The 15,906-nt window shown below is 48.4% G+C and carries 20 protein-coding genes and 1 pseudogene; 11 read left to right on the top strand and 10 right to left on the bottom strand.

Features of this window, described 5'->3' with window-relative positions; all coding sequences use genetic code 11:
* Positions 1–61 precede the first annotated feature (61 nt).
* Entirely contained in the window at positions 62–250 is a 189-nt protein-coding gene (locus KXR87_RS18255; protein ID WP_437433656.1) for a DUF6500 family protein, read from the bottom strand.
* 224 nt (positions 251–474) lie between these two features.
* Positions 475–723 (bottom strand): hypothetical protein, encoded by a 249-nt coding sequence (locus KXR87_RS18260; RefSeq protein WP_437433627.1) that lies wholly within the window; start codon positions 721–723, stop codon positions 475–477.
* Positions 724–855: 132 nt separating this feature from the next.
* Between KXR87_RS18260 and KXR87_RS18265 the strand changes: the two genes are divergently transcribed.
* The 3 genes from KXR87_RS18265 to KXR87_RS18275 all read left to right on the top strand — a co-directional run bounded on the left by KXR87_RS18265 (position 856) and on the right by KXR87_RS18275 (position 3,094).
* Entirely contained in the window at positions 856–1,290 is a 435-nt protein-coding gene (locus KXR87_RS18265; RefSeq protein ID WP_437433628.1) for a hypothetical protein, read from the top strand.
* A gap of 11 nt (positions 1,291–1,301) precedes the next feature.
* Positions 1,302–1,859, top strand: a complete 558-nt coding sequence (locus tag KXR87_RS18270; protein WP_437433629.1) for a hypothetical protein — start codon at positions 1,302–1,304, stop codon at positions 1,857–1,859.
* Positions 1,860–2,830: 971 nt separating this feature from the next.
* Positions 2,831–3,094, top strand: a complete 264-nt coding sequence (locus KXR87_RS18275; protein WP_437433630.1) for a DUF4225 domain-containing protein — start codon at positions 2,831–2,833, stop codon at positions 3,092–3,094.
* Here KXR87_RS18275 and KXR87_RS18280 read toward each other — a convergent pair.
* The 3 genes from KXR87_RS18280 to KXR87_RS18290 form a co-directional block, all read right to left on the bottom strand.
* The gene (locus tag KXR87_RS18280) at positions 3,084–3,395 is read right to left on the bottom strand and encodes a hypothetical protein (protein ID WP_437433631.1); all 312 of its coding nucleotides are present in this window, start codon (positions 3,393–3,395) and stop codon (positions 3,084–3,086) included. The genes KXR87_RS18275 and KXR87_RS18280 overlap by 11 nt on opposite strands.
* 159 nt (positions 3,396–3,554) lie before the next feature.
* Positions 3,555–3,941 (bottom strand): hypothetical protein, encoded by a 387-nt coding sequence (locus KXR87_RS18285; protein WP_437433632.1) that lies wholly within the window; start codon positions 3,939–3,941, stop codon positions 3,555–3,557.
* Positions 3,942–3,944: 3 nt separating this feature from the next.
* Entirely contained in the window at positions 3,945–4,232 is a 288-nt protein-coding gene (locus KXR87_RS18290; RefSeq protein WP_437433633.1) for a hypothetical protein, read from the bottom strand.
* A gap of 27 nt (positions 4,233–4,259) precedes the next feature.
* On the opposite strand from KXR87_RS18290, the pseudogene KXR87_RS18295 reads away from it, so the two are divergent.
* Both KXR87_RS18295 and KXR87_RS18300 read left to right on the top strand, forming a co-directional pair.
* A pseudogene (locus KXR87_RS18295) lies at positions 4,260–4,677 on the top strand (hypothetical protein); the annotation flags it as partial.
* Positions 4,661–4,882, top strand: coding sequence for a hypothetical protein (locus KXR87_RS18300; protein WP_437433634.1), 222 nt, complete (start codon positions 4,661–4,663; stop codon positions 4,880–4,882). The pseudogene KXR87_RS18295 and the gene KXR87_RS18300, both read left to right, overlap by 17 nt.
* 579 nt (positions 4,883–5,461) lie before the next feature.
* On the opposite strand, the gene KXR87_RS18305 is transcribed toward KXR87_RS18300, so the two are convergent.
* Complete coding sequence (locus KXR87_RS18305) at positions 5,462–6,385, bottom strand: LysR family transcriptional regulator (RefSeq protein ID WP_437433635.1); 924 nt, start codon at positions 6,383–6,385, stop codon at positions 5,462–5,464.
* Positions 6,386–6,511: 126 nt separating this feature from the next.
* On the opposite strand from KXR87_RS18305, the gene KXR87_RS18310 reads away from it, so the two are divergent.
* Complete coding sequence (locus KXR87_RS18310; protein ID WP_437433636.1) at positions 6,512–7,891, top strand: MFS transporter; 1,380 nt, start codon at positions 6,512–6,514, stop codon at positions 7,889–7,891.
* The gene (locus KXR87_RS18315) at positions 7,888–8,277 is read left to right on the top strand and encodes a DUF4440 domain-containing protein (RefSeq protein WP_437433637.1); all 390 of its coding nucleotides are present in this window, start codon (positions 7,888–7,890) and stop codon (positions 8,275–8,277) included. Before KXR87_RS18310 ends, KXR87_RS18315 begins: the two co-directional genes overlap by 4 nt.
* 115 nt (positions 8,278–8,392) lie before the next feature.
* On the opposite strand, the gene KXR87_RS18320 is transcribed toward KXR87_RS18315, so the two are convergent.
* Positions 8,393–9,301, bottom strand: a complete 909-nt coding sequence (locus KXR87_RS18320) for a LysR family transcriptional regulator (RefSeq protein WP_437433638.1) — start codon at positions 9,299–9,301, stop codon at positions 8,393–8,395.
* Positions 9,302–9,454: 153 nt separating this feature from the next.
* Between KXR87_RS18320 and KXR87_RS18325 the strand changes: the two genes are divergently transcribed.
* Both KXR87_RS18325 and KXR87_RS18330 read left to right on the top strand, forming a co-directional pair.
* Entirely contained in the window at positions 9,455–10,651 is a 1,197-nt protein-coding gene (locus tag KXR87_RS18325; protein ID WP_437433639.1) for an MFS transporter, read from the top strand.
* A gap of 233 nt (positions 10,652–10,884) precedes the next feature.
* The gene (locus KXR87_RS18330) at positions 10,885–11,070 is read left to right on the top strand and encodes a hypothetical protein (RefSeq protein WP_437433640.1); all 186 of its coding nucleotides are present in this window, start codon (positions 10,885–10,887) and stop codon (positions 11,068–11,070) included.
* Positions 11,071–11,587: 517 nt separating this feature from the next.
* Here KXR87_RS18330 and KXR87_RS18335 read toward each other — a convergent pair.
* Positions 11,588–12,223: a DUF2268 domain-containing putative Zn-dependent protease gene (locus KXR87_RS18335; RefSeq protein ID WP_437433641.1), complete on the bottom strand. Its 636-nt coding sequence runs from the start codon at positions 12,221–12,223 to the stop codon at positions 11,588–11,590.
* A gap of 287 nt (positions 12,224–12,510) precedes the next feature.
* Between KXR87_RS18335 and KXR87_RS18340 the strand changes: the two genes are divergently transcribed.
* Entirely contained in the window at positions 12,511–12,726 is a 216-nt protein-coding gene (locus KXR87_RS18340) for a hypothetical protein (protein ID WP_437433642.1), read from the top strand.
* A gap of 420 nt (positions 12,727–13,146) precedes the next feature.
* Here KXR87_RS18340 and KXR87_RS18345 read toward each other — a convergent pair whose 3' ends face one another.
* Positions 13,147–13,407 (bottom strand): hypothetical protein, encoded by a 261-nt coding sequence (locus KXR87_RS18345; protein WP_437433643.1) that lies wholly within the window; start codon positions 13,405–13,407, stop codon positions 13,147–13,149.
* Positions 13,408–13,830: 423 nt separating this feature from the next.
* Between KXR87_RS18345 and KXR87_RS18350 the strand changes: the two genes are divergently transcribed.
* A complete protein-coding gene (locus KXR87_RS18350; protein ID WP_437433644.1) occupies positions 13,831–14,838 on the top strand; it encodes an NAD(P)-dependent oxidoreductase in 1,008 nt (335 codons plus the stop codon).
* Between the two features lie 366 nt (positions 14,839–15,204).
* On the opposite strand, the gene KXR87_RS18355 is transcribed toward KXR87_RS18350, so the two are convergent.
* A complete protein-coding gene (locus tag KXR87_RS18355; protein WP_437433645.1) occupies positions 15,205–15,861 on the bottom strand; it encodes a LysR substrate-binding domain-containing protein in 657 nt (218 codons plus the stop codon).
* Between the last annotated feature and the right edge of the window lie 45 nt (positions 15,862–15,906).

The raw sequence follows: 15,906 nt of genomic DNA on the forward strand, positions 1-15,906 counted from the left end.
CCGGCTGGATTAACTGTTTCTAAATGTCAAATTTACCGTAACACCCCTGCAGCGTACTGCATCAGCAGGAGTCACCGCCTGGCTGTTTACATTGCAGAGACAAGTAATTCAGCTTCATCTCCATAATCCACCTGTGCGCAACCTCCATCAGCAGTTCAGGAACATCAATTTTGTTTGCAAAAAAAGCATAAAATGAAAGCTCCATACCGGCACCCTTGGCCGTAATTTTTGATTTAAATGTCCTGATAATCTTTTCCCTTCATTTCTACTGCACGCGCTCTCCTTTTTCAGTTGGCTGTAGGTGACTTTATTTACCGATAACATCAGTCACCCGTACCTTTTGAGAGCACCTCAGTGCGTCTCTACGGCCTGTCGGCACTTTCCAGCACATTTTCTTTGACGAATGCCCAGAAAACGCCACTATTGATTCCGCTAAGTCTGCATGCCTGTGCAGTGAGATCTATTCTCCACCAATTAATGCATGCAGATGCTGGAAACGTCTGATTCTGGCACAACGGGGCGCCTGTCGTGGATATCCACCATTCCCTGGTCACTGGATGATGTCAGGATGACAAAACCTTCCTGACCATGCTCAATGTTAAAAATTGCGCGGCCAAGTGCCGCCATAAACAGCGGCCGGAGCGGGAATAGCAGGCAAAACTGGTTGAATATCAGCTGTTGATCGCCCTGCAACAGCGGCAACGTGTCCAGGAGAGCGTACACCGAAACGGCAGGGCGGGCGCGGGATGAATATGTATAAATAAAGAATTTTATTAGATAGTTTATCTTGTGTAACTTAATAAAATTGGCTAATTTTTAAGTTACACAAAATAAACTATACAGGGAGAAAGGTTTGTGAAAACGAAAAGTTTTAATTATTCACAGATTGCAGATTCAAGGATTGAAGGTGTTGGTCCTCACGCGAGTTATTCAGTTAACCTTAATGTAACTGAAGAAAATATACCAAATGGGAAAAGCGTAAACATATCAGTTACAGGTAAAACAACCGCTGCAAGGGCGGCCGGAAGTGGTAGCGTTTTGTTCTGGTGTAACGTCAAAGATTTTTTAAATAATAAGATATATAAACTTGACAGGAATAGAGGCGAATCTTTTGTTATAGATGTTAATGAATATTTTATCGACTCTGCTAAATTTCAAACCCCCAAGAAAGATCTTTCATTACCTAAAATAGAGATCGAGTCTGGTTATATTTATGATGGAGGTTATGTTGGTAGCGCCGTTCCTTTTCCGCCATCTATGAAAAGAAAAAATAGTATTAACCCAGTTTGATAGGGACTGATATGATTTATAAAAAAATTGTAAGTGTTATTTTAATGTTTCTGTTACTAGCAATGAATGCTTATGCTGTTGAAAATAAACATGAGAATTCAACTAGAGAAGCTTCTTTGTTGCTAAAGGAATATGTCAGCTCAACTGATAATGATGAAAAAAAATCCATATTAAATAGGTTGTCTTCTCTTTATCATGACGATCCAGAGAACATTAATGTCGTCAGGATGTATACTGGAATTTTATCTTCAACAGGTGACTATAAAAAAGCTATTTTTGTACTTGAATCATTTAACAGAAAAAATGAAAGCCCTTCTTTGCTGTTGCATGAGTGTATGTTGAAAGATCGGGTTGGTGATTACGAAGAGTCCTGCTATAGGAAAGTTATATCATTAAAAAAAAGCAATGGAATTAATGATGCTGATTATCTCATGGCTTTATTTATGGTTGGGGATAAAGGCTTCGATAAGGAAAAAAATATTTACATGAAGGGAAGGGGTGATAATGATGATCTTAAGATTTTTGAAAATAAGAAAGAAGATATTCTAAAAGAATTTTTTCCAAACTAAGATCTTATTAACAGAGTATTAGATAAAGGTTATAAACCTATAAATAATATTAGGATTATTAGCGAGCAGACAGGGGTGTGGCGAAATGAACGACGTCGCAGAGCTAAAGAAGCCATCGAATACCGAAAACTGTCTGAAGATCAGGACTATCCGGTGAATATGAAGTTTTGAGCGGCCTTGTTTCCTACACACCTCCTCTGCATCAGCTGACCCAGTTACCGATAGTCATCACTTTCCGGCGGCGCTGCGTCAGAAGGTGCCCCTCCATGCCGGACTGCCATAATATATGCTGGCGCCTGAAGTGAGTGCCCTGTCCCAGTACGTACCGGATCTTGAAGTAGAGGATTCAGGTGTAATCCTCATTATGTTTTCGCTACCGGGCTTTAGGGGGCCGCTTGGGAAACGGAAAATATCCTACGTTAAGCCTGTTTTTTGAGCAGGCATGACGGGCAGCTATGAGCGATAAGCGGACCTGGCAGAATTAATTTAATCCCTTTTAACGAATCGGATCTCCCCACCGTCAACTATGGGTACGTAATAGCACCCCCGGAGCCCTGAAACACCTTCGAGATGCTCTGCTTGACTTTCACAGAAACAAATCTTGCCCCGACCGGCGGCCTTGTTTCCTGAATGACATAATATGTCTGTAAATATGTAGCCACATTTCCATAAGTTGTGCGCGTTCCTCTAATAGGGAAACGCAGGTACATTAATGAACTGTTCGTGCCGGGCTCACTTTCTGGAAAATGCCGCCGGTTCATCGTTACTAATAGCACCTGAAGTTTACCTATACAGAGCACGATTAAGCCGAACAAGGAAATCAGCATCCGGGTTTGTTTTACTGTCACCCATACGTTCCTGAATCGCGGCCACGGCAAGGTTGCGGCGTGCCGGTAGTCGGGCAAGTGGGCTCACCTTGCTGACTGCGGCGATCTCACTCTGGAATACGGTATATATAGGCAGACGGCTCTATGGAAATAGCTGAATATCTGGGCTTCAGTCGGCAACAGGGGCTGGGTTTATATAAATCAGTTACGCTTGCGGGAGAAATGTATGGCGTTTACGGACTCAGGCTCAAACCAGACGCGCAGCGCCTCTACCGCTGGTTGAAACCTGATTTTTTCCGCAAGGTTAACAACATGCCACACCACTTGCAGACAATTAAAATAGTCGGCTGGGGTGTGAAAGCAAAAGTTGCCATAGACCTTTTGTCAGCAGGGCCAACTACAAATTGAGTTTACGGAATCGCCGGGCTTTACGTGACAGTGAGACGGGAATGGCACCCCAGACGATCAGTAAGGTGAGCAGGATCGCCAGGCCACTGGTCAGAATGTGAGTCCGGTTTCCCACTACCATCGTTAAGATGTAAACCAGAATCAGTACAGAGGTTATCCACATCGCGGCCCTTAAACGGTTTGAAAGCGTGGTGAGCAGCTCCTCGAACGTTCCCCCATGCTGCGCAAGGGTACGTTGTATTCTTGCGATATCCTTGCTGGTGAAGCCTGCTTTATGTAAGTCATTTTCATTAATGGCCATAACATTCTCCCTTGTGTCTGAGAAGTTTATACCCCTATCAATCAGCAGCAATAATGCCCCGTCTTCTGTTTTGTACATAACGATCGTCTGATGGCTGCTTGCTCCCTTGCCGGCGCGATGTTTCCTGTCGGAGAAAGGCAACACCCGCAAGGGGATGGTTCAGCCCTGCAGCCTGGTCTGTACTTGTTGCGGATACCCGATAGCCAGTAAGGCAGGGTACAGAGAGGGATCACTCCCGGCCTGCCGGTAGCGCGCTTTAACCAGTTCAACCGGGTGCTTAGTCCTGCCTGTTTCCAGGAACAGGCCAAACATCGCAATGTAGAACATGATGTCATCAAGAAGATCGGTTGTTTCCGGTAGCGTCAGCCCTTCAGAATGACGACATCTTACTGCCAGCGTCATGAACGCCGGTATATGCATCGGGATACACTCGTCCATGGGAAGAGAGCAGAAATATTCCGCTTCAGTCATATTCAGTTGCACGCACCGGTATCGGGTCATGCGGGAGAGACGTGAGCGATTCAGATCATGATCAGACGGATTCATATATCATTCCAGAAGCATCCCCGGCCCAGCGGGTATGGTAAGAGCAGCCAGTCTGATTGCTCCCAGGGGGAAAAACAGTGTGGGCAGAATGGTGTAGATCAGCGCAGAAAGCGTATTGTCCAGCAGATGTGACGCGCCGTTGAGCAGCAACAGGGCCAGCAGAGACAGATAACCCAGGCCGATTCCTGGAGATGTGGAGAAATCCGAAAGCCAGACGGCCAGTGATAACGCCAGCACAAGACCAGGGATTCCGTAGCTTGCCGGCATCAGAGGCCATGCCAGCAGGCACATCAGACCGATGCCGGTGAAAATGCCCCGCTGACCATCTTCAAAAAAAGTGTGCCGGAAAAGAAACAGAACAACATCTACGGTAACGTCGTCGCTTCAGTTGCTGGCAGGACTGTCACCAATTCCGTGATAGCGGGAAAACTGGCCACGATGATTGCTCAACGCAGCTCGCTGTTAATCTCACTGCGTGGGGGGGCTGATAGGTAATCTTCGTTTAGCCAGGGGCATGGCAGAAAGATCAATTTACACGTCTGAGCGTTTGCGGCAGAGTGACCCGGAAGTTTACTACGCGCTCCGACAACGCAATTTTGACCTGCTGTATTTTCTGGTTGAGACTGCACTGAATCCATTCCTTGAAGCACTGCACGTCAGGCGGACGCAGGGGCAGGGAGCGTTTGAACAGATACTTGACATGGTAGAGAGTGAACTACATGCAACAACGAAATGAGCCACCAAAGCTGAGCGTAGGGCGACGAATATTCCATTCGTTGCTTGAAACCGGAGCTGCAATCCAGGGGGGATTGCTTTTCTTCTTATGCTGCTACTGGTTCTTTCATTACGAAACCTGGCATGAACGCATTATCGCAATTAGCCTGTCGGTGCTGGTTGTTGCTGTCATCATCAAAATCCTGCCGGAAAGACCTGACCAGTAAAAATGGCCGCTCAATGCGGCCTTTTGGCCATGTTGTTAATTGTCCATAGTAGTAAGATTTACAGGACAAAAAGTTACTTAACGCGTGAAACCGCTCCGTTAAGCGTCAGCCCCTTTTACGTCCTGTTATCAGCAACGTACCGGCAGGCCAGACTATCGTTCACGGTCCCCCTGAAATGGTTCAGCAATAACGCCAGGTTGAATAAGGTGCCGAATTCAGGATTGGTCACTATATGGCTGCAGCGATGCATGACCGTCCCCTGTTTATGCGCGTATGCCCGGTATCGCTGAACAGCGTAAACTTCAATATGGCCCGATTTCTAAGAGCGAAACAGGCAGTCGTGCTCCACGATCAATATTGGCTTATCACTATGCTCTTTTCAAAACAATAGAAGATAAATCGACAAGCCCTATGCTTCCAGTAGTAATTGACTCGCTTAAATAGCAAGATCCAGATCCGCGCACAGAGCGGACGATACGTAATTACTGTCATCCTGAAAAAGGGCAACCAATTACAGGACCATCCTTTTTCATGCATGACATATCTGGTCCATTGCTTACCCCGGATTGTTTCAACAGGTTATGCAGGTATATCGCCTGCATCCATGTTTTCGATCCTGTTTTGTAGAAAATCAATAAATGCCCTCACTTTTTCTGGCACATGGCGTGTATGAGGGTAAAGCGCGTAAATGCCTTGTCGGGGAAAATTATGGTCTGGCAGTAAGCGAATTAAATTCCCTTTGGCTACCTCATCTTTTACCAGCCAGTCGGGCAAAATCGCAACGCCAGCTCCTTGCAGAGTAAAAGCCAGTAATGAGGAGGCGCTATCGGCCATTATCATCGCGGGGCTATCGGCACTTAAAATCACTTTTTCTTTCTCTGGTGTGGTTACCTGCCAGCTTAATGGCGTGGATAAACGGCTGTGAGCAATCCATTTCGCCTTAGCAAGCTGTGCCAGTTCCACGACAAACTGCTCTCCCAACGTATTCAGATAGTCAGGCGAAGCGACCGGATAAATATCGAATCGATCAATAAGACGGGCGTGGTGGCTGGAGTCAGCAAGATGACCCAGCCGTATCGCGACATCAAAACGGCCGGAAATGAGATCGTCATTTTGCGATGATGAAACATGCTGTATACGTAACTGCGGATGGCGGGCGCTGAAGGCCGCCAGTGCCGGGACAACCACGCGCACGCCATATTCTGCTGTTGTGGTAATTCTGAGTGAACCGCTTAATCCAGAGTGATCGCTACGAATGTCGTCCAGAACACGTTCGGCTTCCTGAAGAAGGCGCAGACAGTGCTGGTAAAATCTTTCACCGGTATCCGTCGTTGAAACGTGCCTCGTGCTTCTCGTCAGTAATGAAACGCCCAACTCTTTCTCCAGCACTTTGATACTGGCGCTGACGACCGCTTTAGTCAGACCCAGCGTCTGGGCTGCGTCGGTAAAACTTCCCGCCTCAACCACCGCAACAAAGATTGCAGCGCGTTGCATATTAATCATTTATTTGTGCTCGCCGAAATAACTACTGTCAAAATTATTTTGACAGTGTAACAACAGAGAGGAAATTTATCCTGATTTCCGCCGCGCTTATACTGCGCGCCTGATGTGTACTTCTTTGAGAACAGAATGAATTATCGTGCACGCGTTACCACCGTCTATCTGCTGGGATTTTTTATTGATTTAGTCAATATGTTTATCGCCAACGTTGCTTATCCCGATATTGCGCGACGTTTTGATGCCACCGTCAGCGAGGTAGCCTGGATAAGTAATGGTTACATCTTAGGCCTGACACTGGTTATCCCCCTTAGCAGCTGGCTGGCAAGATGCGCTGGCGCTAAACGTCTTTTCCTGTTTTCCCTGCTTATTTTCATTGCTGGCACCTGTGGTGTTGGGGCGTCATCATCTATTTCTCAACTGATTGCATGGCGCTGGATACAGGGGGTTGGTGGCGGATTACTCATCCCTGTCGGTCAGGCAATGACCTATGCACTCTATCAGAGTCATGAACGTGCAAAGCTCTCTTCCGTTGTGATGCTGATTGCCCTGCTGGCTCCGGCACTGTCACCGGTAGCAGGAGGGGTTCTGGTCGACAGCCTCAGTTGGCGCTGGGTGTTTCTGGCAAGCCTGCCGTTAGCCGTTGTCGCCCTGATACTGGCCTGGGTCTGGCTCAAAACTGAGGCGCGGGAAGGATCACGCGAGCGGTTAGATCTGGTGGGTTTGCTGAGTGGCTGCGCAGCGTTAACCCTGATACTACTGGGGCTGACATATCTGGGTGAACCCAATCATCATTTTCGTGGCGCCTTGATACTGACAGGTGGCCTATTTTGTCTGGCTGGCTATGCGCGGCAGGCCCTGAAAAAAAGCAAACCCTTACTCAACTTGCACCTGATCAGAGATCCGCTTTTGCAAACCGCCATGCTGATTTATCAGTTTGTACCAGGCCTATTTACCGGTGTGAACATGCTCTGCATGCTCTATCTGCAGAATCAGCTCGGCATGCGTGCCAGCTTTGTCGGCGCGATGATGTTGCCATGGTCACTGGCGTCGTTTGCAGCGATCGGCATGACAGGGAAAAAGTTCAACATATGGGGACCTCGCCCCCTGTTTATCACGGGTTGTCTGGTTAACGCTTTCGGTATGGCTCTACTGGCTCTGACGGGCCACACTATGGATGTGATCGTTTGTGTCATAGCGTTCACGCTGATGGGTTTTGGCAGCAGCCTGTGCAGCAGCTCAGCGCAAAGTTCCGCCTTCATCCAGATAGCAGATAGCGAACTCGCTGATGCCAGCGCGCTGTGGAATATCAATCGCCAGCTCAGCTTCTGCCTTGGCGTTACCCTGCTCAATCTTCTGTTTAATCTGGTCGCCAATACCGGCATGCCCACAGAAGGGGCTTATCATCTTTGCTTTGTATTAGCAGCATGCAGCGCCGTTATTCCCGTGTTGTGCTGTTATCGGCTCAATAATCAGCGCGTACTTTATTTAGTTAATCAGGAGCAGCAATGAATCGTTATTTCAAAGAAGTGCTGGATACCCACGTATTGATCGGGGATTGGTTAGGCGACGCTGATGCGCATGCTGATATCTGTGACAAATTACTGTTACGCTTCAGCCTGACATTCTCGATGGTGACACCGGGTGGAGTCTTGCTCGATTTTGCCGCATTAAAAGCTTTTTTCAGTACTCAGCGGGGTGCCCGCCCGGGACTAAATATTGAAATCACTGATATGCAGATCATCGCTGAAAGTGAAGGGGGAGCGACGGTCACCTATAAAGAAATACAGCAATTACCCGGAGCGGAAGCAACGCGCCGTTTTTCAACAGCTGTGTTTGAAAAGAGGGATGACAGTCATGCAATCTGGCGCCATCTTCACGAGACGTCTCTGCCTTAAAATCAGGCAGAAGTGCAGAGAGCTGCTGGAAGTAACATAGCATATTGTCAGCAAGGTCCGCCTTTGAGGAGGCGGACACCTCACTTACTATGGTGATGCCACGAAAGTTTCGCTACTAAACCTGCCGGTTGGTATTTTTTGTTGCAAAGAGGGTATCGACCATAAAGTCTATGAACACACGTATTCTGGGCGAAAGGTGCTTACTGGATGGCCAGAGCAACCTGAAAGTGCCCTGATGATCCATATACTTATCCAGAACAGGTAACAGGTCGCCTGTAACCACTGCCTGACGCACCATGAAGTCAGGCAGGCATGCAATACCCAGACCCGCCAGGGCAACGTCCAACAATGCTGCCGATGTGTTACATACCATCGTTACCGGTGGGCTTAATACCTGGCTACCGGTGGGGCTGGTGAGTGGCCAGGGTTCAAGCCTGCCGGTGCTGGGAAATCTGTGATGCAGGCAGGCATGATGGCCCAGGTCAGCGGGAGAGCAGGGCACACCGGACGCGTCAAGATAGCCCGGTGAGGCCACCAGTTTCAGCTGATAGCTGCCCAGCGTGCGGGACATCAGGCGTGAATCGGTCGGCTCGCCGGTACGCATTACGACATCAAATCCCTCTTCAATCACATCTACCATGCGATCGGAAAAATCCACGTCCAGCTCGACAGCCGGATAACGACGCATAAAGGCGGTAATCACCGGCATAACCAGCATGCCAACAAGCGGCAGGCTGATGCGCAAGCGGCCTCGCGGTGTCAGCCTGGTTTCAGACAGTTCAAGCTCTGCGGCTTCAACTTCGCTCAGAATCCGACGGCATCTTTCCAGAAACATTTTGCCCTCAGCAGTCAGCCTTATACTACGGGTGCTGCGGTGAAACAGGCGGACGCCAAGGCGCTCTTCCAGCCGGGAGACACTTTTCCCTACCGTTGATGAAGAAATGCCAAGATTACGTCCGGCTTCAGAGAAACTCAGCGTTTCTGCTGCCTGGACGAAAAACGATATACCGCTGAGTGATTCCATCAAGGATGCCATTTAAGAATATTTGTCCGATATGTTTTGAACATTAGCATTATTGTCCTGAATAAGTAACACCGTCATGATGCCTGACAAACTCATTTTGACGATCCAGCCTGATGAATACCGGGCATCGTCACACAGCAGGGCACAACTATTATGACGGATTCCACTTTCGCTCAACGTCAACATACGCAACAGGCTCGCTTCCCGGTTGCAGCGCTTCTGGCGCTCGCGCTGGCGGGTTTCATCACCATTCTTACAGAGGCTTTGCCTGCGGGATTACTGCCACAGATTAGTGCTGATATGCATATTTCGGGGGCGCTTGCCGGACAGTTCGTTACGCTTTACGCAGTCGGGTCACTGTTAGCTGCCATTCCCCTGATTACCGCCACGCAGGGCGTGCGTCGGCGTCCATTATTACTGATAGCGCTGGCAGGATTCGTTGTGGCTAATACCGTCACGTCGCTCTCCGTCAACTATGTTATTACGCTGGTGGCGCGGTTTATGGCAGGCGTATCAGCCGGACTTGTCTGGGCACTGCTGGCGGGCTATGCAGCGCGTATGGTGTCAGACGAAAAGAAAGGACGGGCCATAGCCATAGCGATGGTCGGTACGCCGCTTGCGCTGTCGCTTGGTGTGCCCGCCGGAACGTTTCTTGGCAGCCTGGTCGGATGGCGCACGTGCTTTGGTATTATGAGCCTGATGGCGCTGGGGCTGATGGTATGGGTGCGCATCCGTGTGCCTGATTTTTCGGGACTGCCAGCGAGTAAACGCCTGGCGCTGGGGCAGGTCTTCACGCTTGCAGGCGTTCGCGCGGTGTTGTTAGTGGTGCTGACTTTCGTGCTGGCACACAACATCTTCTATACCTACATCGCGCCGTTTCTGGCATCCGCGAACATGGCCGAACGAACGGACCTGATATTACTGATATTTGGTGTTGCATCTTTGCTGGGTATCTGGGTTATTGGCGTACTGGTTGACAGATATCTGCGTATGCTGACGCTGATGAGTACGGCACTGTTCGCTCTGTCTGCATTTGTGCTGGGAATGATGAGTGATATTCCGGCTGCGGTTTACATGGCGGTTGCCGCCTGGGGCTTATCTTTTGGTGGCGCTGCAACATTATTCCAGACCGCCATTGCCAGAGCTGCTGGCAACGCAGCCGATGTGGCACAGTCTATGCTGGTCACGGCCTGGAATCTGGCAATAGCAGGTGGCGGTATTATCGGCGGCCTGTTGCTGGATTTAGCAGGGGCTGGCGCTTTCGCACCTGCAATTATCATCTTGTTGCTATTAGCGATGGCAGTTGTATGGACAGCAAAGCAGCATGGATTCCCCGCGAAATCAGCGTAACATTCTATAAAGCCCGCTCAGGCTCTTTGCTGCCCTTTAACCAGACCGTGAAAATATTTACTTCGGCGTGCTGACGGAAAGCGATTAAGACGTCCGCTCCTGGCGCAGAGCGACGTTGAAGCACGGTAACAGGGTCGGTTGTGAGCAAGGCGCGGGCGTCGGGTGTCAACGTTCATCCGTGAAAACCCATCCCTGATGCGTTATGAGCCAAAAAGACAAACAATCAGGTGTTTATGAAAAATTTATTGCTAACTATTATTTTGATGATTTTAGTTCCGTCAGCTTACAGTACTGAACAAGTAGAGATTATTGCTGGGCCGGAAATCGATAATTGTTGGCGTAGTAATGCTGACCGAGGGACAGCGTCAGAATGCTTACGCACCCTTAGTGATAAAAGCAATAATGATATAGACGAATGAATTTCTGAGACTGTCAGGAAGATAAAAGAGAACAATAGTGGTCCCGTTTACAACGCTCATGATACTCAACAGACCATAGGTGATGTTTTCAGTAACCTTTTCCTTGAGTCGCAAAATTCCTGGAAAGAGTATCGAAAAAATCTCTGTTCAGGCGTTGGATCGCAAATCGGGCAAGATGCTTACGACTATTGGCCCTATATCTATCAGTGCCAAATCAATCTTAATAAAAGGCATGCTGAAGAGATAAAAATGATTCATGCAGGCGAAAAGTGATCGAATTCATAAAGTCATTTCGATTACATGCTGACTGAAATTCTATACTAAGCAAACCAACAAATTCATTTAATAAGAAGATGTTGTCGTAATAGGGTGCACCTGCTTCTCATCGAAAAGAGGTTAAAGTGAGCAACGTTCGTTTTAGGCACCGCGCCTCCTGGAAGCACAATAATAAGGTCCGCTTTGAGCGATGAGTGAACTATTCCGCTTGCGCTCACTCATCGCTCTGGATAACTGTACTTCAAACAAAGGTCTTTAACTCCTCAGCATTCATGTCCGCCAGCATTGAAGCCTTTAAATGTGGGTAGTATGTAAGATATCTGCAAATCAGATTAAACCCTGCGGTATATCCCAGCCACCGTGGCAGCTTCCCGGTTCCGAAAAACCAGGCATTATGGTCGTAATCCGTGCGATGCCAGTTTTCAAGCAATAGTGGACGACAGGACGGGAGAATATCTGATGTGAGGCTTTCCCAGGGCTCAGGTTCACCGCCAAAAAGCTCAAGCGAAAAATGCCCGGCAAGCCCCTCAGAGACTATTACCTCTCCCAACGATGAGCCGTAGCCCGGTCCTGCCCACCTCGCAGCATGATGCAGTTCATGAGCAAACATTCTTTCAACTGAGTGCGCTTCATTTTTGCAGAATAGCGGATTTTCAGGATCTACAGTGATATAGACGAGGCCAGCTTCAGGACAATAACCAAGATGTCCCTTTTCCGGGATAACAAATGTCCCGGCTTTAACTACAACATCCAGTGAAGGCACTGGCATCAATCTTTTGGCTTGTTCGTAGGTATGAATCAGGCTGCTTTGAAGCCATTCACAGTGCGCGGTGAGTTTCTTCTGAGCATTTAGCATATGGAGGGTCATTTGAGACATCGCGGCACGCCTTAAAGCAATAGTCGGTATCTCTATGTTAACAGAGATAAAGTGAACCTCATGCTGTTGCCACACCATCTTGTACAGGCACCGGCAGCATCACCGACCGTGTTTATCAAAATAATTGTGTGGTTATACCGCCCGTTATCATCTTTCACTCTGCACAGTGTACAGAATGGCCATGCATGTACGAGACGGCCAGGCCCTTCTGGAGACTTTAAACATACGGTGCTGTTGGTAACGGTCTCGATTTTAGTGAAATTGACTATGATGAAGTCGAGGAGGATATGACTACCTATTATATTCTTTTCGGTATAGATACCAAAAATCAAAATTATGATGTCAAAGTTCACACTGGTTACTACTGGAAGAACAGGGGTTTATCAAAAATAAAATTAAAAATAGGCTATTTTCTTGGCGGTGACCAGTATGTATTAATTATGATGATAAAAAGCATTTTCCTAATGCCAGATTTAATGGAGAGGGTTACTTTTATTGAGTAAATATTAATTTTTCAAGCTTTTTTAGGAGATAAATGAAGCAATGATTTCGCCACCAATGTTTATTATGCATGATGTGTAAATTGCTACTGTTAAATATTTTATAGAAAAATAAGTACGTAATTATGGCTACGGATAAGTCAGCGTGATCTGTATTGGCCATTGATTACAGCATTCTAATACGGGCTGGGGACAAAAGGGGCAGAACGCAGGAATAACCGGGCAGGGAGGAGTGCCTCGCCATGATGATGCTAATCAGGTTGTCACCGGCTACGCTGTTAACCGGCGTTACCCCTGCGGAGGCTGCCTTAGAGAACAACGATGTCGCGTCGCTTCCGCATAAGGTTCGGCAGCCTCCATACGGGCGTCGCCGCGAAGACAGTAAAAGATGAGGACATGCGATAACGAGACCTTAGGGTAAATCTACAAGGGATCATCTCTGATGTGTTTCAGGTAGAGATGACCAGATTCTGATACACGGTAGTAATGCATTCCCGATGGGTTTCCGCTCGGGATGATATCTACCAGACCGGCTTTAGAAAGATTATCGACAAACCTCGCTACGTTACCAGTGCCCTCCATTTTTTTGCTCGTCATTGCCCGATCAAGATTGTACCAGGTCCAGTTTATGGACTCTCTGGAGGCCAGAAGTTTCAGGATATTCAGTTCTGTTTTATTTAGCATAGTGGTGTATCCGGGTGACTGAGAACATTGACCTCACCATTAAAGGGGTAGTCTTCAATCGTAGCGGTGTGGGTACTATTTCACAACTCATGGGCCTCGAAGTATCTACAAGCGCGCCTGTTTCCCATCCTGAATGACAATAACGCTGGCAATGATGCCATTCCTGAGTGTAATTGCTTACACCTACTTGTTGATAGGGAATTTTCTCCTGTTAATCCTGAGTTTATTGACAAGCCTTCACAAACCATAACTTATGTTTCCAACCGTTGCACTTCCTTCATGGAAAGTGGGGACGTTCTTTTAATAATCACTATGCATTCAATCACTAAAAAATATTTAACCTACCAAAGGTAGATTGTTTAGGAAATATGCATTACCTTTCCTACTAGTAGTAGCTTGTCACATAAAAGAGGAAACACGCATATGTCATTTAATCCTGTACTTTTATTGGGTGGCTCAGGTTCGATTGGTCATCAGGCTACCCGGGCACTACGTGCGATTTATCCTGATATTCCCTTCCTGATAGGCGGTCGGGATATTGGCAAAGCGCAGCGTGCAGCGGCAGAAATTGGCAACGCGCAAGCTGTCGTGCCCGATATGAACGCTGCAGACCTGGGGTTGGGAGAGAAACACGTCAGTGCGGTGGTCGTTCTCTATAAAGATCATTCACTCGGCGGATTGCGCTTCGCCCAGGCGCGGAGAATACCTCATCTGAGTATCTCATCAGGCGTCTTCGAAATTGCCCCTGAGATAGCAAGCTTCATGCATGCACCGGCTGCTTCTGCGGTGGTGCTGGGTTATGAATGGCTGGTAGGCGCCACAACGGTTCCCGCGCTCCATCTGGCGAAATCCTTCTCGCTGGTGGAAGAAATTCGTATTGGTGCGCTGGTCGATGAGCAGGATACCGGTGGCCCGGCGGTCGCCGAAGATTTCAGGTATCTGAACCACCTGATGCCTGCCGCGCTTTCGCGCCGTGATGGGAACTGGATATGGCGTGAAGGTGATGACGCAAACGCGGTTTTCCCGCAGCTTGACGGCAACAAAATTAATGCTTCCGGCTTTTCTTCAATCGACGTAGCCGGACTGGCAGCCGCGACAGGAGCGCGCAGCGTACAGTTCGACCTGGGGCAGGGGGTGAGTTCAAGTCGACGCAAAGGTGGACCATTATCAACGGAAATCATTATTGATATATCTGGCCTTGATCACCGTGGGCAGGCGTTTCGAAGCAGACATGCGGTCGTGCATCCTGGCGGTGCTGCTCCCCTGACCGGAATGGGAATAGCACTGCTTCTTGAGCGACTGATAGGGCTGGATGGGAAACCACCGATCGCGCCTGGCCTGTATTTTCCTTATCAGATTCTCGATGCGTCGCACTACCTGGCACGCCTTTCACAGGAAGGCGGTGAGGTGGTGCAACTCTCCCTTTCATAAACATTGCCTGGCAACCCCCGGCGAGGCAGCCGTCAGCCCGCCGGTACTGGCCTGCAAAGAATGAAGTGCGTCTGAAAAACTCCCGACATCTGGCGCTCTCAGAGGGCACCGAAATTCAGCGTGATGCGTTTTTTGCTCACTGGCTTTACGGTAAATTTCATAAATAAAAGAACAACCAGATTATATTTCCAGTCACACCCAGGAAACTCAGGCAATCTTATGTATGGTGTCACTGCTATTTTTTGGTGTCGTCCAGAAAAGCAGAGTATAAACAGTCTCTTTACACAACATAGGGCAGTTCGAAGTTAAAAATCCTTTCCGACACCGCTGATGCTCTGAACGGCCCCTCCTTTAACAACCATAAAGTTATACGTTCAGCTGAGCGGCTACGTCTAAAGCCAGCTTAGTAAATGCCCGGGCCGCAAAGCTCTCGTAAGCAAGCCTTCGTCGTAAAAGAACCGCTGTACGCGTCAGGCGCTCGGGTTCAAGCGCGATCGCCACCAGATTTTCCTGAGCCAGGGCGGTTCTTGCGGGCAACAGCATGGATAATGATGTCCTGCGGACAATTTCTACTACCGCCCCAAGAGCGTTAACCTCCATCTTTACCTTAGGATAAATGCGGTGTTTACGGCAGTAGCTGTCAATCTGTTCGCGGGTCGCAAATTCCCTGCTGAGTAATACGAGGGATTCGGTGTGCAGAGCCTGCAGCCCGACAGATTTTGTCCTCGCCAGTGGGTGAGCGGTATTGACGACCAGAGCAAGCGCTTCGTCCAGCAACGGTATCGCTTCGATGTCAGGGGAGTGTACTTCTTCGAATGCTATCCCCACGTCCAGCTCTCCCTCCTGCAGCAGCGCTTCGATGCTTTCCTGTGAAATTTCCCTCACGTCAAGGGTGATTTCTGGATAGCTAAGGTGAAATGCACCGACCCCGGCGCGATTGAAATGCCTCAAGCATCTTGCGGTGACGCTGCGGAAAGTTTTTAAGATGCCAGTAAAAAAATCCTTCGCTGAGAAAGGGCGCAAGTATTTTTACTGCAGTAACGGCAGGCCTGTTTCAGGCATTTCACT

Origin of the sequence: Yokenella regensburgei (genome assembly GCF_051486985.1) — a bacterium.
Lineage (GTDB): Bacteria > Pseudomonadota > Gammaproteobacteria > Enterobacterales > Enterobacteriaceae > CBFFRJ01.

Bases quoted from the DNA above. Each gene is read 5' to 3' on its own strand.
- KXR87_RS18270 (WP_437433629.1), top strand. From the start codon at position 1,302: ATGATTTATAAAAAAATTGTAAGTGTTATTTTAATGTTTCTGTTACTA.
- KXR87_RS18275 (WP_437433630.1), top strand. From the start codon at position 2,831: ATGGAAATAGCTGAATATCTGGGCTTCAGTCGGCAACAGGGGCTGGGT.
- KXR87_RS18280 (WP_437433631.1), bottom strand. From the start codon at position 3,395: ATGGCCATTAATGAAAATGACTTACATAAAGCAGGCTTCACCAGCAAG.
- KXR87_RS18285 (WP_437433632.1), bottom strand. From the start codon at position 3,941: ATGAATCCGTCTGATCATGATCTGAATCGCTCACGTCTCTCCCGCATG.
- KXR87_RS18290 (WP_437433633.1), bottom strand. From the start codon at position 4,232: ATGTGCCTGCTGGCATGGCCTCTGATGCCGGCAAGCTACGGAATCCCT.
- KXR87_RS18300 (WP_437433634.1), top strand. From the start codon at position 4,661: ATGCAACAACGAAATGAGCCACCAAAGCTGAGCGTAGGGCGACGAATA.
- KXR87_RS18305 (WP_437433635.1), bottom strand. From the start codon at position 6,385: ATGATTAATATGCAACGCGCTGCAATCTTTGTTGCGGTGGTTGAGGCG.
- KXR87_RS18310 (WP_437433636.1), top strand. From the start codon at position 6,512: ATGAATTATCGTGCACGCGTTACCACCGTCTATCTGCTGGGATTTTTT.
- KXR87_RS18315 (WP_437433637.1), top strand. From the start codon at position 7,888: ATGAATCGTTATTTCAAAGAAGTGCTGGATACCCACGTATTGATCGGG.
- KXR87_RS18320 (WP_437433638.1), bottom strand. From the start codon at position 9,301: ATGGAATCACTCAGCGGTATATCGTTTTTCGTCCAGGCAGCAGAAACG.
- KXR87_RS18325 (WP_437433639.1), top strand. From the start codon at position 9,455: ATGACGGATTCCACTTTCGCTCAACGTCAACATACGCAACAGGCTCGC.
- KXR87_RS18330 (WP_437433640.1), top strand. From the start codon at position 10,885: ATGAAAAATTTATTGCTAACTATTATTTTGATGATTTTAGTTCCGTCA.
- KXR87_RS18335 (WP_437433641.1), bottom strand. From the start codon at position 12,223: ATGTCTCAAATGACCCTCCATATGCTAAATGCTCAGAAGAAACTCACC.
- KXR87_RS18340 (WP_437433642.1), top strand. From the start codon at position 12,511: ATGACTACCTATTATATTCTTTTCGGTATAGATACCAAAAATCAAAAT.
- KXR87_RS18345 (WP_437433643.1), bottom strand. From the start codon at position 13,407: ATGCTAAATAAAACAGAACTGAATATCCTGAAACTTCTGGCCTCCAGA.
- KXR87_RS18350 (WP_437433644.1), top strand. From the start codon at position 13,831: ATGTCATTTAATCCTGTACTTTTATTGGGTGGCTCAGGTTCGATTGGT.